The sequence below is a fragment of the Streptomyces calvus genome, assembly GCF_006782915.1.
Lineage (GTDB): Bacteria > Actinomycetota > Actinomycetes > Streptomycetales > Streptomycetaceae > Streptomyces > Streptomyces calvus.
Genome location: NZ_VCNP01000040.1, coordinates 73277 through 99725 on the forward strand (window position 1 = coordinate 73277; position 26449 = coordinate 99725).

Sequence of the window (26449 nt, forward strand, 5' to 3'; positions counted from 1 at the left end):
GAGAGGCCCTGTCACACGATGAGCAGTACTACCAACCCGTCGACGCAGCACACGTCCACGATCGGCGCGATCGGCGCGCCCAGCCGCCGCAACACCGAGCTCGCGCTGCTGGTGTTCGCCGTCGTCATCCCGGTGTTCGCCTACGCCAACGTCGGCCTCGCCCTCGACGGCCAGGTGCCCGCCGGGCTGCTGAGCTACGGCCTGGGCCTCGGCCTGCTGGCGGGCGTCGGGCATCTCGCCGTACGGAAGTTCGCGCCCTACGCGGACCCGCTGCTGCTGCCGCTGGCCACCCTGCTCAACGGGCTCGGGCTGGTCGCCATCTGGCGGCTGGACCAGTCCGAGCTGCTGCAGAGCATCCAGCAGGCCGGCACGGCCGCGCCCCGGCAGCTGATGTACACCGCGATGGGCATCGCCCTGTTCATCGGCGTACTGATCTTCCTCAAGGACCACCGGGTCCTGCAGCGCTACACCTACATCTCCATGGTCGGCGCGCTGTTCCTGCTGCTGCTGCCGCTGGTGCCGGGCCTCGGCAAGAACATCTACGGCGCCAAGATCTGGATCCAGGTCGGCAGCTTCTCCATCCAGCCCGGTGAGTTCGCCAAGATCGTGCTGGCGATCTTCTTCGCCGGCTACCTGATGGTGAAGCGGGACGCGCTCGCGCTGGCCAGCCGCCGCTTCATGGGCCTGTACCTGCCCCGTGGCCGCGACCTCGGCCCCATCCTGGTGGTCTGGATGGTGTCGATCCTCATCCTGGTCTTCGAGACCGACCTCGGCACCTCGCTGCTGTTCTTCGGCATGTTCGTGATCATGCTGTACGTCGCCACCGAGCGGACCAGCTGGATCGTCTTCGGTCTGCTGATGTCCGCGGTCGGCGCCGTCGGCGTGGCCAGCTTCGAACCGCACATCCAGCAGCGTGTCGACGCCTGGCTCGACCCGATGCGCGAGTACACGCTGTCCCGCGAGGGCGTCCTCGGCCACTCCGAGCAGGCCATGCAGGCGCTGTGGGCGTTCGGCTCCGGCGGCACCCTCGGCACCGGCTGGGGCCAGGGCCACTCCGAGCTCATCCGGTTCGCCGCCAACTCCGACTTCATCCTCGCCACCTTCGGCGAGGAGCTGGGCCTGGCCGGCGTCATGGCGCTGCTGCTGCTGTACGCGTTGATCGTGGAGCGCGGCGTGCGCACCGCCCTCGCCGCCCGCGACCCGTTCGGCAAGCTGCTCGCCATCGGCCTGTCCGGCGCCTTCGCGCTGCAGGTCTTCGTCGTCGCCGGCGGTGTCATGGGTCTGATCCCGCTGACCGGTATGACGATGCCGTTCCTGGCGTACGGAGGTTCCTCCGTCATCGCCAACTGGGCGCTGATCGGCATCCTGCTGAGGATCAGCGACACCGCACGGCGCCCGGCCCCCGCACCCGCCGCCAACCCCGACGCCGAGATGACCCAGGTGGTCCGCCCGTGAACAAGCCCCTGCGCCGGATCGCGATCTTCTGTGGCCTGCTCATCCTGACCCTGCTCATCCGGGACAACTGGCTGCAGTACGTCCAGGCCGACGAGCTGCGGACCGACGAGCACAACCGCCGCGTCGCCATCGAGCGGTACGCCTCGCCGCGCGGCGACATCATCGTCGGCGGCGAGCCGATCACCGGGCACACCACCACCAAGGGCGACTTCAAGTACAAGCGCACCTACAAGGACGGCGCCATGTGGGCGCCGGTCACCGGCTTCGTCTCGCAGGCCTTCGGCGCCAACCAGCTGGAGTCCATCGAGGACGGCATCCTCACCGGCAACGACGACCGCCTCTTCTTCCGCAACACCCTCGACATGCTGACGGGGAAGAACAAGGAGGGCGGCAATGTCGTCACCACGCTCAACGCCGCCGCGCAGAAGGCCGCCTACGAGGGCCTGAAGAAGCAGGGCGGCAAGGGTTCCGTCGTGGCGATCGAGCCGTCCACCGGCAAGATCCTCGCGCTGGCCTCCTTCCCGTCGTACGACCCGTCCACGATCGCCGGTGACGGCGCCTCGGACGCCGAGGCGTGGAAGAAGCTCCAGAAGAAGAACAACCCGAACGACCCGATGCTGAACCGGGCGCTGCGCGAGGTCTACCCGCCCGGCTCCACCTTCAAGGTGCTCACCGCGGCGGCCGCGCTGGAGAACGGCCTGTACGAGGACGCGGACCAGAAGACCGAGACGCCGCTGCCGTGGACCATGCCCGGCACCACCACCGAGCTGAAGAACGAGGGCGACCTCCCCTGCAAGGACGCCTCCCTGCGCGAGGCGCTGCGGGTGTCCTGCAACACCGTCTTCGGCAAGATCGGTTCGGACCTCGGCAACGACAAGATGCTGGAGATGGCGAAGAAGTTCGGCTTCACCGAGGAGCAGTTCACGCCGGTGCGCTCCAGCGCCTCCGTGTTCTCCGAGGACATGGCGCCCTCCGAGGTCGCCCTGTCCTCCATCGGCCAGTTCAACACCGCCGCCACTCCGCTGCAGATGGCCATGGTCTCCGCCGCCGTCGCCAACAACGGCACCCTGATGAAGCCGTACATGGTCGACGAGCTCCAGGCGCCGAGCCTCGACACCGTCGAGAAGACGGATCCGGAGGAGATGAGCCGGCCGATGTCGGCGAAGAACGCGCAGATCCTCCAGTCGATGATGGAGACGGTCGTCGAGAAGGGCACCGGAACCAACGCCCGGATCCCGGGCGTCACCGTCGGCGGCAAGACCGGCACCGCGCAGCACGGTGTGGACAACAGCGAGAACCCCTACGCATGGTTCATCTCCTACGCCAAGAACAGCGACGGCAGCTCGCCGGTGGCCGTGGCCGTGGTGATCGAGGACGAGAACGCCGTGCGTGACGACATCTCCGGCGGTGGCCTCGCGGCGCCGATCGCCAAGAGCGTGATGGAGGCCGTCGTCAAGGGCAAGCAGTGACCCCGCTCACGTCTGCTTCACATCGGTGCACGTTGCGGTACCGGTCCTGTATCGGCTGACGTACGTGGCCAGGTCACACACATCGAGCCGGGTACGGTAGGCCCGGACGGCAGCCTCCGGCGGCACGAGTGTGCCGCCCGGGACCGACGGAGAGGGCTGGTAGGTAGCTATGGAAGAGCCGCGTCGCCTCGGCGGCCGGTACGAACTGGGCCAGGTGCTCGGTCGCGGTGGCATGGCGGAGGTCTACCTCGCGCATGACACCCGGCTCGGCCGCACCGTGGCGGTGAAGACGTTGCGCGCCGACCTCGCGCGCGACCCGTCCTTCCAGGCCCGGTTCCGCCGGGAGGCCCAGTCGGCCGCCTCGCTCAACCATCCCGCGATCGTGGCGGTCTACGACACGGGCGAGGACTACATCGACGGGGTCTCCATCCCGTACATCGTCATGGAGTACGTCGACGGCTCCACGCTCCGTGAGCTTCTGCACAGCGGCCGCAAGCTGCTGCCGGAGCGGACGCTGGAGATGACCATCGGCATCCTCCAGGCGCTGGAGTACTCGCACCGGGCCGGCATCGTCCACCGCGACATCAAGCCCGCCAACGTCATGCTGACGCGCAACGGCCAGGTCAAGGTCATGGACTTCGGCATCGCCCGCGCCATGGGCGACGCCGGCATGACGATGACGCAGACCGCGGCCGTCATCGGCACCGCCCAGTACCTCTCGCCCGAGCAGGCCAAGGGCGAGCAGGTCGACGCACGGTCCGACCTGTACTCCACCGGCTGCCTGCTGTACGAGCTGCTGACCGTCCGGCCGCCCTTCGTGGGCGACTCCCCGGTCGCGGTCGCCTACCAGCACGTACGGGAGGAACCGCAGCCGCCGAGCGTCTTCGACCCCGAGATCACGCCCGAGATGGACGCGATCGTGCTGAAGGCGCTGGTCAAGGACCCCGACTACCGGTACCAGTCGGCCGACGAGATGCGCGCCGACATCGAGGCCTGCCTCGACGGCCAGCCCGTGGCCGCGACCGCCGCCCTGGGCGCGGTCGGCTACGGCGGCTACCCGGACGACCAGCCGACGACCGCTCTGCGTTCGGACGCGGGCGCCGGGGCGGCGACCTCGATGCTGCCGCCCATGAACCCCGACGACGGCGGCTACGGCTACGACGAACGCCAGGGCCGTCGGCGCCAGCCGAAGAAGAACAACACCTCGACGATATTGCTGGTCGTGGCGGGTGTCCTGGTCCTCATCGGCGCGATCCTGATCGGCCGGTGGGCCATCAGCGGCAACGGCGTGGGCAACGACGACGTCGCGGCCCCGAACTTCATCGGCGAGACCAAGGCCGACGCGCAGAAACAAGCCGAAAACGTCGATCTGCAGCTCGCCTTCGAAGAGAAACCCTGCGAGAACCAGAGCAAGGGCAACATCTGCTCGCAGAACCCCGCTCCGGGCACCAAGGTCAAGAAGGACTCGACCGTCAACCTGGTGGTCTCGACCGGGGCGCCGAAGGTGGCCGTGCCGAGCGTCGTCGGCGACAGCCTCGAGGAGGCCAAGGCCGAACTCGAGGGCGACAAGTACGAGTTCGTCGTCGAGGTCAAGGAGGAGGTGAACGCCGAGGAACCCGGCACCGTCCTCAAGCAGGACCCCGGTCTCGGCGAAGAGGTGGAGAAGGGCACCACCATCACCCTCACCGTCGCCAAGGCGGAGGCCAAGTCCACCGTCCCGGACGTCATCAACAAGACGTGCGACGAGGCCAAGGCGCAGATGACGGCCAACGAACTCATCGGCAACTGCACCGAGGAGGAGACCGACGACCCGAACCTGGTCGGCAAGGTCATCCGCACCACCCCGGCGGCCAACACGCAGGTCGACAAGAACTCGCAGGTTCAGATCGTCGTCGGCAAGGCCAAGGCGAACGAGACGTTCGCCATGCCGAAGGTCACTCAGATGACCGTCGGCCAGGCCAAGCAGATCCTCGCCCAGGCGGGTCTGCAGCTCGAGAGGGTTCAGGGCGCGGACAACGACAACGCCGTGGTGGTCCAGAGCACTCCGGCGGAGGGCCAACCGGTCAAGAAGGGCGACAAGGTCACCCTGATCGCCATCGGCCAGCAGGGCGGCAACGGCGGAGGCAACAACGGCGGCATCTTCGGCGGCCTCACCGGCGGCGAGGACGACTGACCCGCAGCGGCTCAGCACGACAGGAGCCCCGGCGCCCTCTGCGGAGGGGGCCGGGGCTCCTGTCGTGCGGGACGTCCCGCGTCGGCGTCTAGCGCAGTTCCTTCGGCGGCGTCCGGTCGTCGTCCACCTTCTCGGTGCGGACCAGTTCGCCCCAGACGATGTAGCGGTACGTGCTCGTGTACACCGGCGTGCAGGTGGTCAGCGTGATGTAGTGGCCGGCCTTCTTCTTGCCGGACTCCTTCGGGATCTTCCCGAGGACGTCGACGTTGTACTTCGAGGTCTCGGGAAGGATCGCGTACGTCTTGTAGACGTACCACGTGTCCTTCGTCTCGAAGACGATCGGGTCGCCTTCCTTGATCTTGTGGATGCCGTGGAACTTCGCGCCGTGGCCGTCCCGGTGGGCGGCGAGGGAGAAGTTGCCCTCCTTGCCGGAGGTCGGCAGGGTCGCCTTCACCGGGTCGGTGTAGTAGCCGGCGACGCCGTCGTTGAGGACCTTCATCGACGTGCCCTTCTCGACGAGGATCTCGTCGCCGCTCATCGCGGGCACGTGCAGGAAGCCGATGCCGTTCCTGCTGTCGAAGGACGCGGGACCCTTGCCGTCACCGGACTCCCGCGACCAGGAGTCGCGGACCTTGTCGGCCTGCTTGTCCGCCGCGCGGTCCGCGACGACGTTCGTCCACCACAGCGAGTAGGCGACGAACAGACCGAGCACCAGGCCCGCGGTGATGAGCAGCTCCCCGAAGAAGCCGACGACCATCGCCACCGGGCCGGGGCGGCGGCGCGCCGGCGGCGAGGAGGCGGGCGTGTCGGTGTGTTCTGCGGTGTCGTCGGCGGTCGCTGCCACGTTTCCTCTGCCCTTAACTGACGAGCGCATCCGGCTTGCCCTTGCTGCGCGGCCGTTCCTCGTCCATCTTGCCCCAGACGATCATGCGGTACTTGCTGGTGAACTCCGGTGTGCAGGTGGTCAGCGTGATGTACCGGCCCGGGCCGGTGAAGCCCGAGCCCTTCGGGACCGGGTCCAGGACGCTGATGTTGCTCGGGGAGGTGACCGGCAGGATGGACGCCATCTTGTAGACGTAGTACGTGTCCTGCGTCTCCACGACGATCGGGTCGCCCGGCTCCAGCCGGTTGATGTACCGGAACGGCTCGCCGTGCGTGTTGCGGTGACCCGCCAGCCCGAAGTTCCCCTTCTTCTCGTCGGGCATCGCCGTCTTCAGCGCGCCCTCCGCGTAGTGGCCCACCATGCCCCGGTCGAGGACCCGCTTGCTGTCGATGCCCTCCGCGATCGGCACCACGACGTCCAGCTTGGGGATGTGCAGCAGCGCGAAGCCCTGCCCCGGCTCGAACGCCCCGGGCTTGCGCTCACCGTTCTTCCAGTCGTCCTGGAGGTCGCTGGCCTCCTTGCCGGCCTGCGCGTGCGCCCGCACGTTGGTCCACCACAGCTGGTAGGTGACGAACAGCAGCATCAGCACGCCGGTGGTGATGAACACCTCGCCGATGGCCCGGCTCGCGACGACCGCCGGGCTCGCCTTGCGGGCCCGCGCCTGCCGGCGTGCCTCCACGCGCGAGAGTGGCGCCCGTGAGGCCTCCTCCGCCCCCTCTGTCGCCCCTTCACGGCCCTCTGCCGCCCCAGAGGCCCCGGAGGCCCCGGCGGCCTTGTGGGAGCCCCCACGCCGCCCGTGGCGCTTCCTGGCCGCCTTCCTGCGGGCCGCTCTGCCGGCGCCCGGCACCGGTGCGGGCTGCTCGCGTGCCGTCCGCTCCGGCGGCTCGGGGATGCGCAGCGCCACGGTCTCCTCGTCGACCGGTGGCAGGAAGGCGGTGCTGTCGGAGGCACCGGCGTACGGATCGGGCGCCGAGGCGGTGCCGTCGTACGGGTCGGCCGCCGGCGCCGTGCCGTCGTACCAGCCGTCCCCGTACGCGCCCGGGTCCCCGTACGGCTGACCGCCGTACGAGGTGCCCTGGTCGCCGGCGCCGCCGTAGGCGTCCACGCCGGACTCGCGCTCGGGGCGCAGCGCGGTCACGCCGTGGCCCTGCCCACCACCGGGGCGAGCCCCGCCGACCTCGCCACCGCGGCCTCGTCGCCGCACTCCGCCAGCCAGTTGGCCAGCATCCGGTGCCCGTGCTCGGTCAGCACCGACTCGGGATGGAACTGCACGCCCTCCACCAGGAGTTCACGGTGCCTCAGCCCCATCACGATGCCGTCCGGCGTCCGGGCCGTGACCTCCAGCTCCGGCGGCACCGTGGCCGGCTCGGCGGCCAGCGAGTGGTAGCGGGTCGCCGTGAACGGTGAGGGCAGCCCCGCGAAGACGCCCTTGCCCTCGTGCTCCACCGGCGAGGTCTTGCCGTGCAGCAACTCGGGCGCACGGTCCACGACACCGCCGTACGCCACCTGCATCGACTGCATGCCGAGGCAGACGCCGAAGACCGGCACCCCGGTCGACGCGCAGTGCCGCACCATGTCCACGCAGACACCGGCCTCCTCGGGAGTGCCGGGCCCCGGGGAGAGCAGCACCCCGTCGAAACCGTCCTGGGCGTGCTCGGTCGAGACCTCGTCGTTGCGCAGGACCTCGCACTCGGCGCCCAGCTGGTACAGGTACTGGACCAGGTTGAAGACGAAGCTGTCGTAGTTGTCGACGACGAGAATGCGCGCGCTCACTGGTTGTCCACCGTCACATCATTGAAGGGCAGCAGCGGCTCGGCCCACGGGAAGACGTACTGGAAGAGGATGTAGACCACGGCGATGATCAGCACGAGTGAGATGAGTGCCTTCACCCATGCATTGCCCGGCAGATGCCGCCAGATCCAGCTGTACATGCCGTCCCTTCCGTCGTACCACGGCACCAGACCCACGCCGTACGCCAACAGACTAACGGCGCAACGCCTCCGGTTTCCCGGCCTCCGCGAGGCTCCGTGACGGCCGCGCGGCCGTGGCCGCAGGCTGCGGGCACCCATACGTACGTGGCCTGGGACCGATCGCCTCGACGGCGGGTGGTTGTTCCACGTGAAACACCGCTCCGGCCGCGCGTGCGTGTTCCACGTGAAACAACGACCGGCTACTCGGTGGGCTCGGCGTAGCGGAGATCCACGGTCCCCGAGTAGCCGGGCAGCGTCACCGTTCCGTTGTCCTCGACCTTCCAGCCGAGGCCGTAGACATTGACGTACACCATGTAGTTCTGGATGGCCGGCGAGGCGGAGAGCGCCTTCTTCAGCTTCTCCGGGTCCCCGACCGCAGTGATCTTGTACGGCGGCGAGTAGACGCGGCCCTGGAGGATCAGGGTGTTGCCCACGCAGCGCACGGCACTGGTGGAGATCAGCCGCTGGTCCATGACCTTGATGCCCTCGGCGCCGCCCTGCCACAGCGCGTTCACCACGGCCTGGAGGTCCTGCTGGTGGATGACCAGATAGTCGGGCTGCGGCTCGGGATAGCCGGGCAGCTTGGCGGTGGCGTCCGGCGGGGCGTCGTTGAGGGTGACCGTGATCGCCTCGCCCTTGAGCTTCTGCGTGCCGGCGCGCTCCTCCAGGTCGGCGAGCTTGTCGTCCTCCGCCCCGGTGCCGCCGTCGTCGCCCTCGGCGAAGTTCTCTATCTCCTGGCGCAACGCGCCGTTGGACTCTTCGAGCCGGCCGTTCTTGAGGCTGCGCTCGTGGATCAGGTCGGAGAGCTTCAGCAGCGAGGCGTCCGTACGGATGTCGGTGCCCTTGGCCGTGTCGAAGCTGGTGAAGAAGATCAGTCCCGCGAGCGCGAAGACGGCAGCCGTGAGGATCCGCACGGGCCGGAAACGGCGTCGGCGGGCAGGACTGGATTCCATCCCGGGGAAGTCGGCAGAATTGCTCAACGTACCCTTATCTCCTTCGGCGCCGCGGAAGCACTACGCTAACGGACGCCCGGGGGAGAGCTCAGAGTCCCCTTGTACGCTGCCCCGAGCCCGACCCAGTTCCCTGCGCGGCCACGCAGCGCATCGACAGGAGAGACCCTCGTGCCGAAGTCACGTATCCGCAAGAAGGCCGACTACACGCCGCCGCCGGCGAAGCAGGCGACGGCCCTGAAGCTGACCAACCGTGCCTGGGTCGCGCCGGTGATGCTGGCTCTGTTCCTCATCGGCCTGGCCTGGATCGTCGTCTTCTACGTCACCGACGGCTCGCTGCCCCTCGACGCCCTCGGCAACTGGAACATCGTGGTGGGCTTCGGGTTCATCGCCGCGGGATTCGGCGTCTCCACCCAGTGGAAGTAGCGCTCGCCGCACGGTGAGCACAACTCTGCCCAGGGCTGTCCATCAGCTCTGGGCAGAGTTGTCCCCTGAGTTATCCACAGCCGTTGTCCACATGGGGAAAAGGAAAGACGATCTGTGGATAACCCTTCGAGGGTTGACGCCGGTGTGACAGAAGCACCGGCAACCGAAAGCCTGTTCGCCAACGGCCTGACCTGCGCAAACACGGGCCGGTCACCGAGGGCACAGATGTTCCCGCACACCGTGCACAAGATCCGCCACACGCTGTGGACAACCGCGGTGCTCAGGTGAGCTGTGCCGTCCTCAACAGGGTCAACAGGACGACCGCGGCCAGCACCAGTGCACAGGTCCCGTACTGCACCAGCGTCCGCCGATCGCGCGGGGCGTGGACCATGGCGTACCCGATGACCACACCGGCGACGAGCCCGCCGATGTGGGCCTGCCAGGCGATGTTGCTCCAGCCGAAGGTGAAGATGAGGTTGATCACCAGCAGCGCGATGATCGGCCGCATGTCGTAACGGAGCCGGCGCATCAGTACGGCGGTCGCGCCGAACAGTCCGAAGATGGCACCGGACGCGCCGAGCGAGGCCGTGGTCCCCGAGGCCAGCAGATAGGTCAGCGCGCTGCCCGCCAGGCCGGAGATCAGATAGAGCGCGAGGTAACGAGCCCGGCCCAGCGCCTGCTCCAGTGGTCCGCCGAGCCACCACAGACTGAGCATGTTGAAGGCGATGTGCCAGATCTCCTCGTGCGTGAACATCGAGGTGACCAGGCGGTACCACTCGCCGTCGGCCACTCCCGAGGACGGCAGGAACGGCGCCGGCGGCCACACCCCGATGAGATAGAGATCGCGCAGCAGCGACGGCCGGACCTGGACGGCGAGGAACACCGCGACATTGATCCCGAGCAGGATCTTGGTCAGCAGCCGGGGGTCGGCGGCGACGGTGCCGCCGGCGATCGTGCGCGGCAGGGCGGCCGAGGGCGCGTGCCCCGTGCCCGTGCCGCTGCGCACGCACTCCGGGCACTGGAAACCGACCGAGGCGTCGACCATGCACTCGGGGCAGATCGGGCGCTCGCACCGGGTGCAGCGGACGCCGGTCTCACGGTCCGGGTGGCGATAGCAGACGGGGACGCTCCGGGCGTCCTGCGCGCTGCCGGCGGCCTGGTCGTCCATGGGCACCCCTAGGTCGTGTGGAAAAGCCCCGCCCCGCCCATCCTTACGGATGAGCGGGGCGATTGGTTCCCTTGGAGGGCTTTCGCGCTCCGGGGACGAGGGATCAGCCCTCGCGGATCTCGACGGACTCGATCACCACGTCGTTCACCGGACGGTCGGTGCGCGGGTTGGTCTGCGTGGCGGCGATGGTGTCGACGACCTTCTGGCTGGCGGCGTCGGCGACCTCGCCGAAGATGGTGTGCTTGCGGTTCAGCCACGCCGTCGGAGCGACGGTGATGAAGAACTGCGAGCCGTTGGTGCCCGGGCCGGCGTTGGCCATCGCCAGCAGGTAGGGCTTGTCGAAGCGCAGGTCCGGGTGGAACTCGTCCTCGAACTGGTAGCCGGGACCGCCGGTGCCGTTGCCCAGCGGGTCACCGCCCTGGATCATGAAGCCGCTGATCACCCGGTGGAAGACCGTGCCGTCGTAGAGCTTGTCCGTGGACTTCTTGCCGGTCTGGGGGTGGGTCCACTCCCGCTCGCCCTTGGCGAGCTCGACGAAGTTCTTGACCGTGATGGGCGCCTGGTTCGGGAAGAGCCGGACCTCGATGTCGCCGTGATTGGTCTTCAGGGTGGCGGTGAGCTGCTCAGCCACGATGTGCCTTCCGTTGTCTTTCCGTGACTCCCTGATCCTCGCACGGACGGGGCGCCTAGTCGCCCGGCGCCCGTTCACAGGACGGCAACCGGGCCGTTCCGCTTGCGGAAAAGCAGCCCGCTGGGGCCCGGACGGGGGCGTATGGCGCCGATCCGTGGCATTGTCGACGGCAAGCTCCCGTTACCCGTGGTTCATCCGTTATCACCCTTGATATCGCAATCGATCGACTCCACCCGGCACCCGTATGCCCGACCGCGCATGCCCGACGGTGAGGCGGCAGGCATGATCCGTAAAAGGGTGGAAAGTCGAAATACCGTACGCCACCGAGGAGGAGGAACCGTGACCCGCATCGACAGCGTGCGCGCCGCGACCGGTTCGGCGAAGGACAGCGTGCTGCACGCCGCGGAAGTGGTGGCGCCTTACGCCGACACGGCCAAGGTCAGGGCCGCGCACTACGCACAGGAGGCCCGCGTACGGCTGGCGCCCAAGGTGACGCAGGCCGCCGGACAGGCCCGCGTCCAGTACGGAGCCCATGTGCAGCCGTATCTGGAGCAGGCCCGGACGCATGTGCCGCCGAAGGTCGACAAGGCCGCCCAGCAGGCCGCCGCCCGGACTCGCCAGGCCGCCCGGCAGGCGGCCGACTACTCCCTGCCGAGGATCGAACAGGCGGTGGCCGTCGCCGGTCCCGCGAAGGACGAGGCCGCGGCCCGCAGCGCGGCCGCGCTGGCGGCGCTGCGCGGCCAGGTCTCGGCCCGCCAGATCCAGAAGCTGGTGCGCAAGCAGCAGCGACGGGCGAAGGCCGGCCGCGCCGCGAGGACCGTCCTGATCCTGGGCGCCGTCGCCGGAGGTGCTTTCGCCGTCTGGAAGTGGTGGGACAAGCAGGCCAACCCGGACTGGCTCGTGGAGCCGCCGGCCGCGACGGATGTCTCGGGAGCGACCGAGCTGACGTCGGTGGACGGAACGGACCGGTCGGCCCTCGACCCGGAGGTCGAGGCCAAGGAGGCCGAGGAAGAGGCCGCCCGGCGCGACCAGGCGCCCTGATACGCAGCGATACCAACAGTGCGGTGGGGGCGGGAGACCTGGTCTCCCGCCCCCACCGATCAGCACTGTTTCACGTGAAACAGCGAACCCCTCTCACTGCGTTTCTGCAGGTGAGAGGGGTTTTCTTGTGGAGCCTAGGGGAGTCGAACCCCTGACATCTGCCATGCAAAGACAGCGCTCTACCAACTGAGCTAAGGCCCCGAAGGAAAGCGTCCACCGGGAGATACACATCCGGGTGGGCGCCCGGGACCAGAGTACCGGGTCCCCCCGGGATTTCCGCAAAAGGATTAGGGGTCCCCGTGACCGACCACTCTCCGTAAGATGCTCGGCGTGGTTCGCTACAGCGAACCGCGGTTCATGGGGAAGCGATGGGGAGACGCAATGGACGCCGCACAGCAGGAAGCCACCGCAAGAGCGCGGGAACTGCAGCGGAATTGGTATGGGGAGCCGTTGGGGGCGCTCTTCCGCAGGCTCATAGACGACCTCGGCCTCAACCAGGCTCGTCTCGCGGGGGTACTGGGGCTGTCGGCACCGATGCTGTCCCAGCTGATGAGCGGTCAGCGGGCGAAGATCGGTAATCCCGCGGTGGTGCAGCGGGTGCAGCTGCTGCAGGACCTGGCGGGGCAGGTCGCGGACGGCAGCGTCAGCGCGGCCGAGGCGACCGAGCGCATGGAGGAGATCAAGAAGTCACAGGGCGGCTCGGTCCTCAGCAACACCACCCAGACGACGACCAGTTCGGGGGCGCCGACGGTCAAGCGGGTGGTGCGCGAGATCCAGTCCCTGCTGCGCTCGGTGGCCGCCGCCGGCGACATCATCGAGGCCGCCGACACTCTCGCTCCCACCCATCCCGAGCTGGCGGAGTTCCTGCGGGTCTACGGCGCCGGCCGCACCTCGGACGCGGTCACGCACTACCAGTCCCACCAGAGCTGATCCCCCGCCCGGCGGTCGAAGGGGGTTCGGCCGGCCGGGACGCGCGGGAAACGGGGGGCACGCGAGGGCTCGGGGGAGTCGTATCGCTCGTCGAGGGGGAGGGACAGGGGGACACCGCAGGGGGAGGAGCGACGGACAGTCATGGGTGAGGTCTTCGCCGGCCGGTACGAACTGGTCGATCCGATCGGACGCGGGGGCGTCGGCGCCGTCTGGCGCGCCTGGGACCACCGTCGCCGCCGCTACGTGGCCGCCAAGGTCCTGCTGCAGAGCGACGCCCACTCCCTGCTCCGCTTCGTGCGCGAGCAGGCCCTGCGGATCGATCATCCCCATGTCCTCGCTCCCACCAGCTGGGCCGCCGACGACGACAAGGTCCTGTTCACCATGGACCTGGTCACCGGCGGTTCACTGGTCCACCTGGTCGGCGACTACGGGCCGCTGCCGCCCGTCTTCGTCTGCACCCTGCTCGACCAGCTGCTGGCGGGGCTCGCCGCGGTGCACGCGGAGGACGTCGTCCACCGCGACGTCAAACCCGCCAACGTGCTCCTGGAGGCGACCGGCACGGGCCGGCCGCGGCTGCGCCTGTCCGACTTCGGCATCGCGATGCGACTGGGCGAACCCCGGCTGACCGAGACCAATCTGGTGGTCGGAACGCCCGGCTATCTCGCGCCGGAGCAGATGATGGGGTCCGAACCGGACTTCCCCGCCGACCTGTTCGCCGCGGGACTGGTCGCGCTGTACCTGCTGGAGGGCGCCAAACCGGACGCCAAGGCCCTGATCCAGTACTTCACCGACCACGGCACGCCGGGCGCGCCCCAGGGCATCCCGGAGCCGCTGTGGCAGGTCGTGGCCATGCTTCTCCAGCCGGATCCGCAGGCGAGGTTCCGTACGGCCACGGGGGCGCGCAAGGCGCTGGCCGCGGCCGCGGAACTGCTGCCGGAGCCCGGCCCCGACGACGAGCTGATCGAGATTTTCGACCAACTGGGGCCGCTGCCACCGGGGTTCACGGAGGACGGCCCGTTGAGGAGCGCCTCGGGCGCGCGGCCGGGCGGGAGCGGCACGACGGGCCGCGGCCCCGCGCGGCAGCAGGCCCGGGAGCCGGGCACCGGCGAGGCGGGCCCGCGGACCGGAGGACTGCCCGGCCCTGCCGGGGCGGAGGAGCCTGCCTCCCCGTCCGCCAGGGGCAGGGGCGCCGCGGTCATCCCGGACGGCACGGCAGGGAGCGGCGTACCGGCCGATCCGCGCCAGGGCCCCGTCTCCGCACCGCCACCGACACCGACACCGACACCGACACCGACACCGACACCGACACCGACACCGACAAGCATGTCGGACACCGGAAGCTTCCATCTGCCCCCACCGCAGGCCACCGTCACCTCCGCCCCCGTGCCGCCCGTGCCACCGGCTCCCGCGCACACCCCGCGACCGTCGACTCCGGCCCCGGAACAGGTCCGCTACGGCACCCCGCAGCAGCCACCCGGTGCCACCCCGTACGTCTCCCCTCACGACCCCACGCATCCGCTGCGCTCCCCCGTGCCGCACCCGTCCGCGCGTCCCGACGCCTCCACCGCGGAATACACCGCCCCGGGCCCGCAGAGCCCGCCCCCCGTCGATCCGGTGCCCCGGCGCGCGGCGGGCCCCCGGGGGCATCGCCGTCGCCGCAGCCGCCGCCCGGGTCCGCCGGCCGCAGTGGCCGTCCCGGTCCTGCTGCTGGCCCTGGCCTGCTACGCCGTGGGCTTCTGGGCGCTCGCCCAGATCTGACCACGGGCAGTGGGCGGCCGCCGCCTGTGCCGCCGCCCGTCCGGCCGACGGACCGGTTCCAGCCCGCGGATCCGGTCTACGCGTCGGCCCGCCGTCGTGCGATCAGCGTCCACACGCCGAGCCCGACCAGCAGGGCGCTGCCGGTGCCGATGCCGCCGGCCGCCAGCGCCCGGAAGGCGGTGTCGTCGCCCCCGGCCGCCCCGTCGGCGGCCGCCCCCCTGTCCCCGCCCGTGACGGTGAAGACGTCCGACGGCACGGACTCCCCCGCGTACCCGGGGCCCTCCTGCGCGTCACCGCTCAGCCGCACCCGCAGGGTCAGCGGCACGGGCCCGTCGCCGAAGGTGGTGGCCACCTCCGCCGAGAGGTGCGCGACCAGGTAGTACGAACCGGCGAACCGCATCGCCCCGGTCTGGCGGCCGACGGCGTGCCGATTGACGTACGCGACCGGCGGCAGCGGGGCGAGGCTCTCCGTCTTCTGGCCGCCGTCGTAGCCGACGCCGGCGTCGACGACATGGCCGCGGGCGGGGTTGTAGAGGTCGAGATCCAGCGCGGCCGCGACGTAGCCGCTGCCGCCCGAGGCCGAACTGCCCAGTTCGGCGGTGGCGTGGAGCTGCCGGCCCCAGTCGACGGGAACCTTGTAGAAGAGGGTCTGGCCGGGTCGAATGTCGTCCCGCCACACTCCTTGGCCGATGGGGGTGGCGTGGGCGAACCCCGCTCCGCCCGGGCGTCGTTCGGGCTGCCCGGCGACCGGCCGGGGCGTCGCGGAGTTCCAGTCGCGCGGCGCGCTCGTCGCCCCGGCGCTCTCCACGGGCGGTTCCGACACCGCGGTGAGTTCCATCTCCCAGGGGTCGGGGGAGGAGCCCGGCCCGTCCGGGTCGACGCGTTCGACGGCCACGTAGTACGTGCCGGCCTCCTTGCACAGGGATCTCCTCGGGGAGATCTCCCGCATCGCCGACGCGGCGACCGGGTGCGGGCTGCCGGCGGCGCCGAAGCTGGCCGTGTCGACATCGCAGGAGCGGCCCTCGCCGTCCTCCACGTACACCTTCACGCCGTCGATGACGGAGACGGTGCGGCCGGGCGGGGGGACGGCGGTGGCGGAGGCGTAGACGTTCGTGGCGGCGTCGAGTTCCAGGCGGTAGTAGACCTTGCCGCTCGCCGGCAGTGTGCTCCGGTAGGTGCGGCCGGGGACCAGTTCCGCGGCGTCCGCGGTGCTCGCCGTCCCCTCGATCCTGCGCGCGTCGTCGTCGAAGGCGTAGCCGCCGGGGTCCTGGGGCGCCGACCGGTGGCCGCCGGCGGCAGCGGCCCGGACATCGGCCGTGGCGTGGGCCGCCGGCGGCGCGCCCACCGGACCCAGGACCACCACGGACGCGAGCGCCGCCGCTCCCACGCGTACGGCGTTCGGGAACCGACCGTTCCCGGCCGCCCGGGTGCGCCCCCGCGCCGTACCCCGCCCTGCCCTCACGCGCCACCCCTCGTCGTCGCCCGCACCGTCGCGCCGCCGCTCATCCTGCCCCGCGGACACGGCCCGTCGGCAAGACCCCGCCGGAAACACACAAAACCCCGACCGCGCAGGCGGCCGGGGTCTGTTCAGCGTCGGATGTCGGTACTCACGAACCCGTGGGCACGGAGTCAGTCGCCTCCGTCCACAGATCCTGCTCGGCGCGATCCGCCTGGATCTGGCGGTACACGAGGAGCCCGCCGATGGCGGCCAGTGCGACCAGGAGAAGCTTCTTCACCGCGCGACCTCGTCTTTCCTTGACGTAGGGGACCTCTGCCGCCCGACTATACACACCGGTCGATACCGATCGGTGACCTGTGTCGGCGCCTCCAACTGCCCTTGGCCACCGACCAATAGAAGCGGAGCAGCCCCATCCAACCGGAGGGTGATCACACCTCCACGGACGGTGACTTTCACCCTCCACCTCCCGTTCCTTCTGCTTTTGTACCCTCTTGCGCCCATTCGAGTGGTGTTCATCTGAACATCCACGCGCCACGGGCGCGGATCCACCACTTCGCGGTCCACATACACATCATGAGGAAAGTACGCAAATCGCCCGACCTGAAAGAGAGGGACCCATGGCCAGGAACAAGGTCATGACACTGTGGACCGCCGTCGTCACCGCCTTCCTCGCGCTCTGCACGGCGCTCGGACTCATCACCACGACCGCCTCCGCCGCCGTACCGCAGAGCGAGCCGGTCAGCAACATCGAGAGCCGCCCGACGAGCGTGGCGGAGACGGCGCCGTTCCTCTGGTCCCTCCTCAGCGCCCTGCCGCCCACGATGAAACAGCGCATCCACGCCGAGGCGCACGGCAAGTCCCCCAGTTGCCGCCACCGGATCCTGCCGGATCCCGCGCCCGAACCGGCACCCGAGGGCTGCTCCGACGACACGACGTCTACGACGGAGCCCCAGCAGGCCCAGGCCCCGCTCCGGAACTGATCCGGGACCGCAGCCCCGCCCCGTGCCGTCTCCGGCTTCCAGAAGTTTTCGGCGAACTCGCGTACAGCCCCACGGCACGCGCAGGCCCGGCCCGCTCGCCCAGAGCAGGCCGGGCCTTTCCCATGCCCGCACCACGCCCGACCCGGGCACCACGGCCGGCCGGTACCGCCCCCGGTCATGCCCGACTGCCACCGGCCGAAGAGCCCAAGCACCCAAGGTCCCAGGGCCCAGACCCCAGGCCTCAGACCCCAGGCCTCAGGCCCCAGGCCCCCGGCCCCCGGCCCCCGGCCCCCGGCCCCAGATCACAGGTCGCAGGCCCCAGGTCACAGTCCGAGGATCAAGGTCCAAGAGCCGACAGGCCGGCACTCTCCCGGACGGGAACGCCGAAGACCCCCAACCGAATCGGTTGGGGGTCTTCGTGCTGGTGGGGCTAACAGGATTTGAACCTGTGGCCTCATCCTTATCAGGGATGCGCTCTAACCAACTGAGCTATAGCCCCGCCGCGCTCTGCGGTGTGTGTCCCGCGCGCTGACTCCTGAAGATTAGCGCACGACCGGGGCAGTCCCAAAATCGGTTGTCCGGGGACCGTCAGAGACGGCCTGACAAGCCGTGTGAGCAGCTCACTCGTCCTCGGCCAGCGTCAGCTCCACACCGCCCACGAAACCCGCGGAGAGGTTGTAGATGAACGCGCCGAGCGTCGCCAGGGCCGTCGCCAGGACGACGTCGATGACCGCGATGATCGTCGTGAACATCAGCACGTTGGGCAGCGACAGGAACGACTGCAGGTCGAAGCCGTTCGACTCGTTGGAGCCGGTCGCCTCGGAGATCGTGCCGCCGACGGTCGAGAACACGCCCATGGCGTCCATGACCATCCACAGCACCGCCGCCGCGACGATCGTGCAGATACCGAGCGCGATGGAGAGCAGGAAGCTGACCTTCATCACCGACCAGGGGTCGGCCTTCGCCACCCGCAGGCGTGCCTTGCGCACGCGCGGGACGGTGCGCGCCCCGGTGCGCGGGCGGCGCACCGCGCCGGTCTGGCCGGCCTGCGCGGCTCCTTGCGCCTCGTAGGCCTGCGGCGGGTGGTACGGGCCCGCCTGCTGCTGCGGCTGCCGTTCCCCCGGCAGCGGAGAGGCCGACCTGGCGGCGGAGCCGTGGTCGGGCCCCGCCTGCTGCTGGCCTCGGGTGTCCGCCACAGTTCCCCCCTGGGATCCATGCCTGTCGGACGAGGTCACGTCCTTCACGGGCGCCTTGATCGCTTTCAGATTGGTCGTGTGCGGATCGGACGCCTGCGCGGCGGAGCCACGGCCACCGCCGTCCGATCCCGTACTGGTACCGGCCGGTCCGGCGCCCGTGGCTCCGCTCACGCTGACTCACTCCTCGTGCTACTCGGCCGAGGGCGCCTCACCCTCGTCCGTGCCGGCGGCCGTGACCTCGTCGGCGGTCTCGTCCACGGCCACGTCGCCGTCGACTTCCTCCGCCTCGCGTCCCGCCTCGGCGTTACGGGCGATGCCGACCACGGCATCGCGCTTGCCCAGATTGATCAGTTGGACGCCCATGGTGTCACGGCCGGTTTCCCTGATCTCGTTGACTCGCGTACGAATCACGCCGCCCGACAACGTGATGGCGAGGATCTCGTCGGTCTCCTCGACCACCAGCGCGCCGACGAGGGATCCACGGTCCTCGACGATCTTGGCGGCCTTGATGCCGAGGCCGCCACGCCCCTGGACGCGGTACTCGTCGACGGCGGTCCGCTTCGCGTACCCGCCGTCCGTGGCAGTGAACACGAACGTACCGGGTCGAACAACATTCATCGAGAGCAGCTGGTCTCCCTCACGGAAACTCATGCCCTTGACACCCGAGGTCGCGCGGCCCATGGGACGCAGCGAGTCGTCCGTGGCGGTGAACCTGATCGACTGCGCCTTCTTACTGATCAGCAGCAGATCGTCGTCGGACGAGACGAGTTCGGCTCCGATCAGTTCGTCGTCGGAACCGTCCTCCTGCTCACGCAGGTTGATCGCGATGACACCGCCGGAGCGCGGGGAGTCGTAGTCCTTCAGCGGCGTCTTCTTGACCAGGCCGGCCTTGGTGGCCAGCACCAGGTACGGGGCCGCCTCGTAGTCGCGGATCGCCAGGATCTGCGCGATCGCCTCGTCCGGCTGGAAGGCCAGCAGGTTGGCCACGTGCTGCCCGCGCGCGTCCCGGCCGGCGTCGGGCAGCTCGTACGCCTTCACGCGGTACACGCGGCCCTTGTTGGTGAAGAACAGCAGCCAGTGGTGCGTGGTGGAGACGAAGAAGTGGTCGACGATGTCGTCTTCCTTCAGCTTCGCGCCCCGTACGCCCTTGCCGCCGCGCTTCTGGGCCCGGTAGTCGTCGGTCTTGGTGCGCTTGATGTAACCGCCGCGCGTGACCGTGACGACGATGTCCTCCTCGGCGATCAGGTCCTCGATGGACATGTCGCCCTCGTACGGGATCAGCTTGGTCTTGCGGTCGTCGCCGAACTTCTCGACGAGCGCGGCCAGTTCCTCGCTGACGATGCCGCGCTGGCGGACCGGGGAGGCCAGGATCTCGTTGTACTCGTTGATCTTCGCCTGGAGTTCGTCGTGCTCCTGGACGATCTTCTGGCGCTCCAGGGCGGCCAGTCGGCGCAGCTGCATCTCGAGGATGGCGTTGGCCTGGATGTCGTCGATCTCCAGGAGGTCCATCAGGCCGCCGCGCGCGATCTCCACGGTGTCGCTGCGCCGGATCAGCGCGATGACCTCGTCGATGGCGTCCAGGGCCTTCAGCAGGCCGCGCAGGATGTGCGCGCGCTCCTCGGCCTTGCGCAGCCGGAAGCGCGTACGGCGGACGATGACCTCGATCTGGTGCGTCACCCAGTGGCGGATGAACGCGTCCAGGGACAGCGTGCGCGGCACGCCGTCGACCAGGGCCAGCATGTTGGCGCCGAAGTTGGTCTGCAGGTCGGTGTGCTTGTACAGGTTGTTCAGCACGACCTTGGCGACCGCGTCCCGCTTCAGCACGATGACCAGGCGCTGGCCGGTGCGCGAGGACGTCTCGTCGCGGACGTCGGCGATGCCGCCGATCTTGCCGTCCTTCACCAGGTCGGCGATCTTCTGCGCGAGGTTGTCGGGGTTGGTCTGGTACGGCAGCTCCGTGACCACCAGGCACTGGCGGTTCTGGATCTCCTCGACCTCGACCACCGCGCGCATGGTGATCGAACCGCGACCGGTGCGGTACGCCTCCTCGATGCCCTTGCGGCCGACCACCAGGGCGCCGGTCGGGAAGTCGGGGCCCTTGATGCGCTCGATGAGCGCGTCCAGCAGCTCCTCGTGGGAGGCCTCGGGGTTCTCCAGGTACCACTGGGCACCGGCCGCGACCTCGCGCAGGTTGTGCGGCGGGATGTTGGTCGCCATGCCGACCGCGATGCCGGCCGAGCCGTTGATCAGCAGGTTCGGGAAGCGGGCCGGCAGGACGGTCGGCTCCTGGGAGCGGCCGTCGTAGTTGTCCGTGAAGTCGACGGTCTCCTCGTCGATGTCGCGGACCATCTCCATCGACAGCGGCGCCATCTTGCACTCGGTGTAGCGCATGGCCGCCGCCGGGTCGTTGCCCGGCGAGCCGAAGTTGCCGTTGGAGTCCACCAGCGGCATCCGCATCGACCACGGCTGCGCGAGGCGGACCAGCGCGTCGTAGATCGAGGAGTCGCCGTGCGGGTGGTAGTTGCCCATGACGTCGCCGACGACGCGGGCGCACTTGTAGAAGCCGCGCTCGGGGCGGTAGCCGCCGTCGTACATGGCGTACAGGACGCGGCGGTGGACGGGCTTGAGGCCGTCACGGACGTCCGGCAGCGCACGCGAGACGATGACGGACATCGCGTAGTCGAGGTACGAACGCTGCATCTCCGTCTCGAGCCCGACGGGCTCGACACGCATTCCGGCCGCGTCCGCGTCCTCTACGGGCGTGACGGGAGTGTTCTCGTCGGTCATTGCTGGTGAAGATCCTTCCTGGTGCGGTCAGCTGAGACCGACTCAGATGTCGAGGAAGCGGACGTCCTTGGCGTTGCGCTGGATGAACGCGCGGCGGGCCTCGACGTCCTCGCCCATCAGGACCGAGAACAGGTCGTCGGCCTGGGCGGCGTCGTCCAGGGTGACCTGGCCGAGGACGCGGTGCTCCTGGTCCATCGTGGTGATGCGCAGCTCCTCGGCGTTCATCTCACCGAGGCCCTTGAAGCGCTGGACGGAGTCCTCGCGGATGCGCTTGCCGGCGTTGCGGCCCATCTCGATCAGCGCGTCGCGCTCGCGGTCGGAGTACGCGTACTCGAAGTCGTCCTTGCCCCACTTGATCTTGTAGAGCGGCGGACGGGAGAGGAACACGTGCCCGGCCTCGACCAGCGGCCGCATGAAGCGGAACAGGAACGTCAGGAGCAGGGTGTTGATGTGCTGGCCGTCGACGTCGGCGTCCGCCATCAGGATGATCTTGTGATAGCGGAGCTTCTCGATGTCGAAGTCCTCGTGCACGCCCGTGCCGAACGCGGAGATCATCGCCTGGATTTCCTGGTTCTGCAGGATCCGGTCGATGCGCGCCTTCTCGACATTGAGGATCTTGCCGCGGATCGGGAGGATCGCCTGGTACTGCGGGTTGCGGCCGGACTTGGCCGAGCCGCCGGCGGAGTCACCCTCGACGATGAAGATCTCGCACTTGGTGGGGTCGTTCGACTGGCAGTCGGAGAGCTTGCCCGGCAGAGAGGCGGTCTCCAGCAGGCCCTTGCGGCGGGTGAGGTCGCGCGCCTTGCGGGCCGCCACCCGCGCGGTGGCCGCCGCGATGCCCTTGCGGACGATGTCCGCGGCCTCGTTGGGGTTGCGGTCCAGCCAGTCGTTGAGGTGCTCGTAGACGACCTTCTGCACGAAGGTCTTCACCTCGGTGTTGCCCAGCTTGGTCTTGGTCTGGCCCTCGAACTGCGGCTCGCTCAGCTTGACCGAGATGATCGCGGTCAGCCCCTCGCGGATGTCGTCACCCGTGAGGTTGTCGTCCTTCTCGCGCAGCAGCTTCTTGTCGCGCGCGTACTTGTTGATGAGCGAGGTGAGCGCCGCGCGGAAGCCCTCCTCGTGCGTGCCGCCCTCGTGGGTGTGGATGATGTTGGCGAAGGAGTACACGCCCTCCGTGTAGCCGCCGTTCCACTGCATCGCGACCTCGAGGGACAGGTGCCTGTCCTTGTCCTCGGCCTCCAGGTCGATCACGGTGGGGTGCACCGGGTCGCCCTTGCGGGAGTTGAGGTACTTCACGAAGTCGACGATGCCGCCCTCGTAGTGGTACGAGACGGTCTTGACCTCGTGCTTCTCGTCCTCGCCCGCCTCGTCCGCGCCGGCGGTGGCCTTCGCCGACTCGCGCTCGTCGGTGAGGTTGATCCTCAGGCCCTTGTTGAGGAAGGCCATCTCCTGGAAGCGCCGGGAGAGCGTCTCGAAGGAGTAGTCGGTGGTCTCGAAGATGTCACCGTCGGCCCAGAAGGTGACCGACGTGCCGGTCTCCTCGGTGGCCTCGTGCTTGGCGAGGGGCGCGGTGGGGACACCCAGCTTGTAGTCCTGCGTCCAGCGGTAGCCGTCGGTCTTGACCTCGACGGCGACCCGCGTCGACAGCGCGTTGACCACGGAGACGCCCACGCCGTGCAGACCGCCGGAGACCGCGTAGCCGCCGCCGCCGAACTTGCCGCCCGCGTGCAGCACGGTCAGGACGACCTCGACGGCGGGCTTGCCCTCGGAGGGGACGATGCCCACCGGGATGCCGCGGCCGTTGTCGACGACGCGCACGCCGCCGTCCGCCAGGATCGTGACGTCGATGGTGTCCGCATGGCCGGCCAGCGCCTCGTCGACCGAGTTGTCGACGACCTCCTGCACCAGGTGGTGCAGTCCCCGCTCGCCGGTCGACCCGATGTACATGCCGGGTCGCTTACGGACCGCGTCCAGGCCCTCGAGGACGGTGATGGCGGTGGCGTCGTACGACGTGGCGCCCTCGCCGGTCGAGGTGCTCGCTGCGTCGCCGACGCCGGTGTCGGTGGACGGGATGTTCTCGTTGGGGTTGCCGGAATCGGCCACGAAGCGCCCTTTCTGGCACAGCACGAGCCGGGCTCGTCGGCAGGTTGCCGGAGCGGCTGCGGCATGTTGCGTTGGTAAGCCTTGATCAGCGTTGCTCAGCTTTTCCCGGGCGGTCCCCACGATCGGGGCGGGATTGTCTTCCATTCTACCGGTAGCGCTGACATCGATGGGGGTTTGCGGGCACCTGAGTCCGCATGTGCCGCCCTCAACCGGTCTCGTCCGACTCCCGATATGCGGATGGGGGCTCCAGGAGCCCCACGAGGGCACTCAGCGCTTCCGGCCGTCAACCCTTGGCTACTTAGGAGTCAGCTCCCGGCGCACGCCCGCGCGCAGGGGTACGACGAAACCGCCGACGGGACTCGAAAACACCACGGAGAAGCCGTGATGTGATGTCAGTCACTTGTTGCTGGAGAGGCGGAAAAGGGCCTCCGGTCACCCGTACGTGTCACCGGGACCGGTGCTTCCGGGCGCGCGCAGCGGGCCGAAGCGCCGGGCGGGACCACCGGGGCCGATGACCTTGATCAGCCGCACTCTGCCGTGGCCGAGGTCCTCGTTGAGGCGCGCGACGAGCGTCGGCGCCAGCAGCCGCAGATTGGTCGCCCAGGCCGTGGAGTCGCAGCGCACGACCAGCACCCGCTCGTCCTCGTCGTACCGCTCCGGCTCGCAGTGCTTGGCCACGTCCTCGCCGACGATCTCGGGCCAGCGGCCCATCACGCCGCCCACCGCCGCCGGGGCCTCCCAGCCGCGTTCGGTCAGCAGCCGGTTGATCGCCGCGCCGAGCGCCATCGGGTCGCGCCGGTCGGCGCGCGCGCCGGAGCGCAGGCCCCCGCGCCGGGCCTGTTTGCGCTGCTGCGCCGCGTCACCGCGCGCGCGGGCCGCGTCCTTCGCCGCGCGCAACGCCACGCGCGCGAGATCCACACCGGACGGTTCGGGCGCCTTGCCCGCGCCGTTTCCGGGCGCACCGGCCTCGCTCATACGCGCTCCACCGTCCCCTCGGCCACCGCGAACCGGGCGCCCGCCAGCACATGGGGCACGTCGTCGTCGACGGCCGCGGTCACCAGCACCTGCTCACCGGGCGCGACCAGTTCGGCCAGGCGCTCACGGCGGCGCGCGTCCAGTTCGGCGAAGACGTCGTCGAGCACCAGCACCGGCTCGTTGCCCTCGGCGCGCAGCAGATCGTAGGAGGCAAGGCGCAGCGCCAGCGCGTAGGACCAGGACTCGCCGTGGGAGGCGTAGCCCTTGGCGGGCAGCCGGCCCAGCTTGAGCAGCAGGTCGTCGCGGTGCGGGCCGACCAGGGTGACACCCCGCTCGATCTCCTGCTTGCGGGCCTCGGCGAGCGCCGCCATCAGCTGCTCGAACAGGTCCTCGCGGGTGTGGGCCTCGCCGGGCGCGGACGGCTTGTACTCCAGGGCGACCGGTCCGCCGCCGGGCGCGAGCTGCTCGTACGCCTTGTCGGCCAGCGGCTGGAGCGCGGTGAGCAGGTCGAGGCGCTGGGCGAGGAGTTCGGCGCCGGCACGCGCGAGGTGCTGGTCCCAGACGTCCAGGGTGGACAGGTCCAGGGTGCGTCCGCCGTGCCGGCGGGCCAGGGCGGCGGACTTCAGCAGGGTGTTGCGCTGCTTGAGGACCCGGTCGTAGTCGGAGCGGACGCCGGCCATGCGCGGTGAGCGGGCGGTGATCAGCTCATCCAGGAAGCGGCGCCGCTCACCGGGGTCGCCCTTGACCAGGGCCAGGTCCTCGGGCGCGAACAGCACGGTCCGTACGATGCCCAGCACGTCCCGGGGCCTGACCTGCGAGGACCTGTTGATGCGGGCGCGGTTGGCGCGGCCGGGGTTCAGCTCCAGCTCGATCAGCTGCTGCCGCTCGCCCTGGCGGACCTGGGCCCGGACGATCGCGCGGTCGGCGCCCATGCGGACCAGGGGCGCGTCGGAGGAGACGCGGTGGCTGCCGAGGGTGGCGAGATAGCCGACGGCCTCGACGAGGTTCGTCTTGCCCTGTCCGTTGGGCCCGACGAAGGCCGTCACCCCCGGGTCGAGCGGGACCTCGACCCGGGGGTAGGAGCGGAAGTCGGCCAGCGACAGATGCGTGACGTGCATGCGTGTTTCGCCGACCTCCCCCGGCGTTGCGGGCCGCTCCGCGGCCCTGTGGACGCGTGGCGTGCCCTGTGGATTACTTCTTCTCGACCGCGTGGCCGCCGAACTGGTTCCGCAGCGCCGCGATCATCTTCATCTGCGGCGAGTCCTCCTGGCGGGAGGCGAACCGCGCGAACAGCGAGGCGGTGATCGCCGGCAGCGGGACCGCGTTGTCGATGGCGGCCTCCACAGTCCAGCGTCCCTCACCGGAGTCCTGTGCATAACCCCGGAGCCCGTCCAGGTGCTCGTCCTCGTCGAGGGCGTTCACCGCGAGGTCGAGCAGCCAGGAGCGGATGACGGTGCCCTCCTGCCAGGAGCGGAACACCTCCCGCACGTCGGTCACCGAGTCGACCTTCTCGAGCAGCTCCCAGCCCTCGGCGTAGGCCTGCATCATGGCGTACTCGATGCCGTTGTGGACCATCTTCGCGAAGTGCCCGGCGCCCACCTTGCCCGCGTGCACCGAGCCGAAGTCGCCCTCCGGCTTGAGGGCGTCGAAGATCGGCTGCACCTTGGCGACGTTCTCCTTGTCGCCGCCGTACATCAGCGCGTAGCCGTTCTCCAGGCCCCAGACGCCGCCGGAGACGCCGCAGTCGACGAAGCCGATGCCCTTGGCGGCCAGCTCCTCGGCGTGCTTCTCGTCGTCCGTCCAGCGGGAGTTGCCGCCGTCCACGACGACGTCGCCGGGTTCGAGCAGTTCGGCGAGTTCGTCGATGGTGGTCTGGGTGGGCTCGCCGGCCGGGACCATCACCCAGACCACGCGCGGGCCGCTGAGCTTGCCCACAAGCTCCTGCAGGCTGTGGACATCGGCGAGGTCCGGGTTGCGGTCGTATCCGAAGACGGTGTGGCCCGCGCGGCGGATCCGCTCGCGCATGTTGCCGCCCATCTTGCCGAGGCCGACGAGACCGAGCTCCATCAGTTGTGTTCCTTAGGTATGCGACGTG

23 protein-coding genes and 2 tRNA genes are annotated in these 26449 nt (G+C 69.6%); 8 read left to right on the forward strand and 17 right to left on the reverse strand.

Going from position 1 to position 26449, the window contains the following annotated elements; genetic code table 11:
* Positions 1-18: 18 nt before the first annotated feature.
* The 3 genes from FGW31_RS17025 (at position 19) to pknB (ending at position 5097) form a co-directional block, all read left to right on the forward strand.
* Positions 19-1455: an FtsW/RodA/SpoVE family cell cycle protein gene (locus tag FGW31_RS17025; RefSeq protein ID WP_142194287.1), complete on the forward strand. Its 1437-nt coding sequence runs from the start codon at positions 19-21 to the stop codon at positions 1453-1455.
* Positions 1452-2924 (forward strand): peptidoglycan D,D-transpeptidase FtsI family protein, encoded by a 1473-nt coding sequence (locus tag FGW31_RS17030; RefSeq protein WP_142194288.1) that lies wholly within the window; start codon positions 1452-1454, stop codon positions 2922-2924. The genes FGW31_RS17025 and FGW31_RS17030 overlap by 4 nt, the downstream gene beginning before the upstream one ends.
* 169 nt (positions 2925-3093) lie before the next feature.
* A complete protein-coding gene (gene pknB / locus FGW31_RS17040; RefSeq protein WP_142194289.1) occupies positions 3094-5097 on the forward strand; it encodes a Stk1 family PASTA domain-containing Ser/Thr kinase in 2004 nt (667 codons plus the stop codon).
* Positions 5098-5185: 88 nt separating this feature from the next.
* Here the strand turns inward: pknB and FGW31_RS17045 are convergent, their stop codons facing one another.
* The 5 genes from FGW31_RS17045 to FGW31_RS17065 all read right to left on the reverse strand — a co-directional run bounded on the left by FGW31_RS17045 (position 5186) and on the right by FGW31_RS17065 (position 8930).
* On the reverse strand, positions 5186-5941 hold the full coding sequence (locus tag FGW31_RS17045) for a class E sortase (protein ID WP_161175064.1): 756 nt from the start codon (positions 5939-5941) through the stop codon (positions 5186-5188).
* A gap of 13 nt (positions 5942-5954) precedes the next feature.
* Positions 5955-7118 carry a class E sortase gene (locus FGW31_RS17050; RefSeq protein WP_142194291.1) on the reverse strand — a complete coding sequence of 388 codons (1164 nt, stop codon included), beginning with the start codon at positions 7116-7118 and terminating at the stop codon, positions 5955-5957.
* Entirely contained in the window at positions 7115-7753 is a 639-nt protein-coding gene (locus FGW31_RS17055; RefSeq protein ID WP_142194292.1) for an aminodeoxychorismate/anthranilate synthase component II, read from the reverse strand. The genes FGW31_RS17050 and FGW31_RS17055 overlap by 4 nt, the downstream gene beginning before the upstream one ends.
* Positions 7750-7911 (reverse strand): hypothetical protein, encoded by a 162-nt coding sequence (locus FGW31_RS17060; RefSeq protein ID WP_182674680.1) that lies wholly within the window; start codon positions 7909-7911, stop codon positions 7750-7752. The genes FGW31_RS17055 and FGW31_RS17060 overlap by 4 nt, the downstream gene beginning before the upstream one ends.
* Positions 7912-8150: 239 nt before the next feature.
* Positions 8151-8930 (reverse strand): DUF881 domain-containing protein, encoded by a 780-nt coding sequence (locus FGW31_RS17065; protein ID WP_142194294.1) that lies wholly within the window; start codon positions 8928-8930, stop codon positions 8151-8153.
* A 141-nt stretch (positions 8931-9071) separates the two neighbouring features.
* Here FGW31_RS17065 and crgA point away from each other — a divergent pair, with 141 nt between their 5' ends.
* Positions 9072-9326, forward strand: coding sequence for a cell division protein CrgA (gene crgA / locus FGW31_RS17070; RefSeq protein WP_142194295.1), 255 nt, complete (start codon positions 9072-9074; stop codon positions 9324-9326).
* Positions 9327-9606: 280 nt separating this feature from the next.
* Here crgA and FGW31_RS17075 read toward each other — a convergent pair whose 3' ends face one another.
* Both FGW31_RS17075 and FGW31_RS17080 read right to left on the reverse strand, forming a co-directional pair.
* The gene (locus FGW31_RS17075; protein ID WP_142194296.1) at positions 9607-10494 is read right to left on the reverse strand and encodes a rhomboid family intramembrane serine protease; all 888 of its coding nucleotides are present in this window, start codon (positions 10492-10494) and stop codon (positions 9607-9609) included.
* 103 nt (positions 10495-10597) lie between these two features.
* The gene (locus FGW31_RS17080; protein ID WP_142194297.1) at positions 10598-11125 is read right to left on the reverse strand and encodes a peptidylprolyl isomerase; all 528 of its coding nucleotides are present in this window, start codon (positions 11123-11125) and stop codon (positions 10598-10600) included.
* A gap of 339 nt (positions 11126-11464) precedes the next feature.
* On the opposite strand from FGW31_RS17080, the gene FGW31_RS17085 reads away from it, so the two are divergent.
* Complete coding sequence (locus tag FGW31_RS17085) at positions 11465-12166, forward strand: DUF5324 family protein (protein WP_142194298.1); 702 nt, start codon at positions 11465-11467, stop codon at positions 12164-12166.
* A 128-nt stretch (positions 12167-12294) separates the two neighbouring features.
* On the opposite strand, the gene FGW31_RS17090 is transcribed toward FGW31_RS17085, so the two are convergent.
* Positions 12295-12367 (reverse strand) — tRNA-Ala (locus tag FGW31_RS17090).
* Positions 12368-12547: 180 nt separating this feature from the next.
* Between FGW31_RS17090 and FGW31_RS17095 the strand changes: the two genes are divergently transcribed.
* Positions 12548-13096, forward strand: a complete 549-nt coding sequence (locus tag FGW31_RS17095) for a helix-turn-helix domain-containing protein (protein ID WP_142194299.1) — start codon at positions 12548-12550, stop codon at positions 13094-13096.
* Positions 13097-13237: 141 nt separating this feature from the next.
* Positions 13238-14854, forward strand: coding sequence for a serine/threonine-protein kinase (locus FGW31_RS17100; RefSeq protein ID WP_142194300.1), 1617 nt, complete (start codon positions 13238-13240; stop codon positions 14852-14854).
* 76 nt (positions 14855-14930) lie between these two features.
* On the opposite strand, the gene FGW31_RS17105 is transcribed toward FGW31_RS17100, so the two are convergent.
* Entirely contained in the window at positions 14931-16316 is a 1386-nt protein-coding gene (locus FGW31_RS17105; RefSeq protein WP_142194301.1) for a hypothetical protein, read from the reverse strand.
* A 145-nt stretch (positions 16317-16461) separates the two neighbouring features.
* Entirely contained in the window at positions 16462-16590 is a 129-nt protein-coding gene (locus tag FGW31_RS35270) for a DLW-39 family protein (protein ID WP_003999697.1), read from the reverse strand.
* Positions 16591-16930: 340 nt separating this feature from the next.
* On the opposite strand from FGW31_RS35270, the gene FGW31_RS17115 reads away from it, so the two are divergent.
* Positions 16931-17293, forward strand: a complete 363-nt coding sequence (locus FGW31_RS17115) for a DUF6344 domain-containing protein (protein ID WP_142194302.1) — start codon at positions 16931-16933, stop codon at positions 17291-17293.
* 422 nt (positions 17294-17715) lie between these two features.
* On the opposite strand, the gene FGW31_RS17120 is transcribed toward FGW31_RS17115, so the two are convergent.
* The 7 genes from FGW31_RS17120 to gnd form a co-directional block, all read right to left on the reverse strand.
* Positions 17716-17792, reverse strand: a tRNA-Ile gene (locus tag FGW31_RS17120).
* A gap of 121 nt (positions 17793-17913) precedes the next feature.
* Complete coding sequence (locus tag FGW31_RS17125) at positions 17914-18660, reverse strand: DUF3566 domain-containing protein (RefSeq protein ID WP_142194303.1); 747 nt, start codon at positions 18658-18660, stop codon at positions 17914-17916.
* Between the two features lie 18 nt (positions 18661-18678).
* On the reverse strand, positions 18679-21276 hold the full coding sequence (gene gyrA / locus FGW31_RS17130) for a DNA gyrase subunit A (RefSeq protein WP_142194304.1): 2598 nt from the start codon (positions 21274-21276) through the stop codon (positions 18679-18681).
* Between the two features lie 42 nt (positions 21277-21318).
* On the reverse strand, positions 21319-23379 hold the full coding sequence (gene gyrB, locus FGW31_RS17135) for a DNA topoisomerase (ATP-hydrolyzing) subunit B (RefSeq protein WP_182674684.1): 2061 nt from the start codon (positions 23377-23379) through the stop codon (positions 21319-21321).
* A 432-nt stretch (positions 23380-23811) separates the two neighbouring features.
* Positions 23812-24354 (reverse strand): DciA family protein, encoded by a 543-nt coding sequence (locus FGW31_RS17140; RefSeq protein ID WP_142194306.1) that lies wholly within the window; start codon positions 24352-24354, stop codon positions 23812-23814.
* A complete protein-coding gene (recF, locus tag FGW31_RS17145; protein ID WP_142194307.1) occupies positions 24351-25472 on the reverse strand; it encodes a DNA replication/repair protein RecF in 1122 nt (373 codons plus the stop codon). Before recF ends, FGW31_RS17140 begins: the two co-directional genes overlap by 4 nt.
* A 73-nt stretch (positions 25473-25545) precedes the next feature.
* Positions 25546-26421 carry a phosphogluconate dehydrogenase (NAD(+)-dependent, decarboxylating) gene (gnd, locus tag FGW31_RS17150; protein WP_142194308.1) on the reverse strand — a complete coding sequence of 292 codons (876 nt, stop codon included), beginning with the start codon at positions 26419-26421 and terminating at the stop codon, positions 25546-25548.
* Positions 26422-26449: the final 28 nt, after the last annotated feature.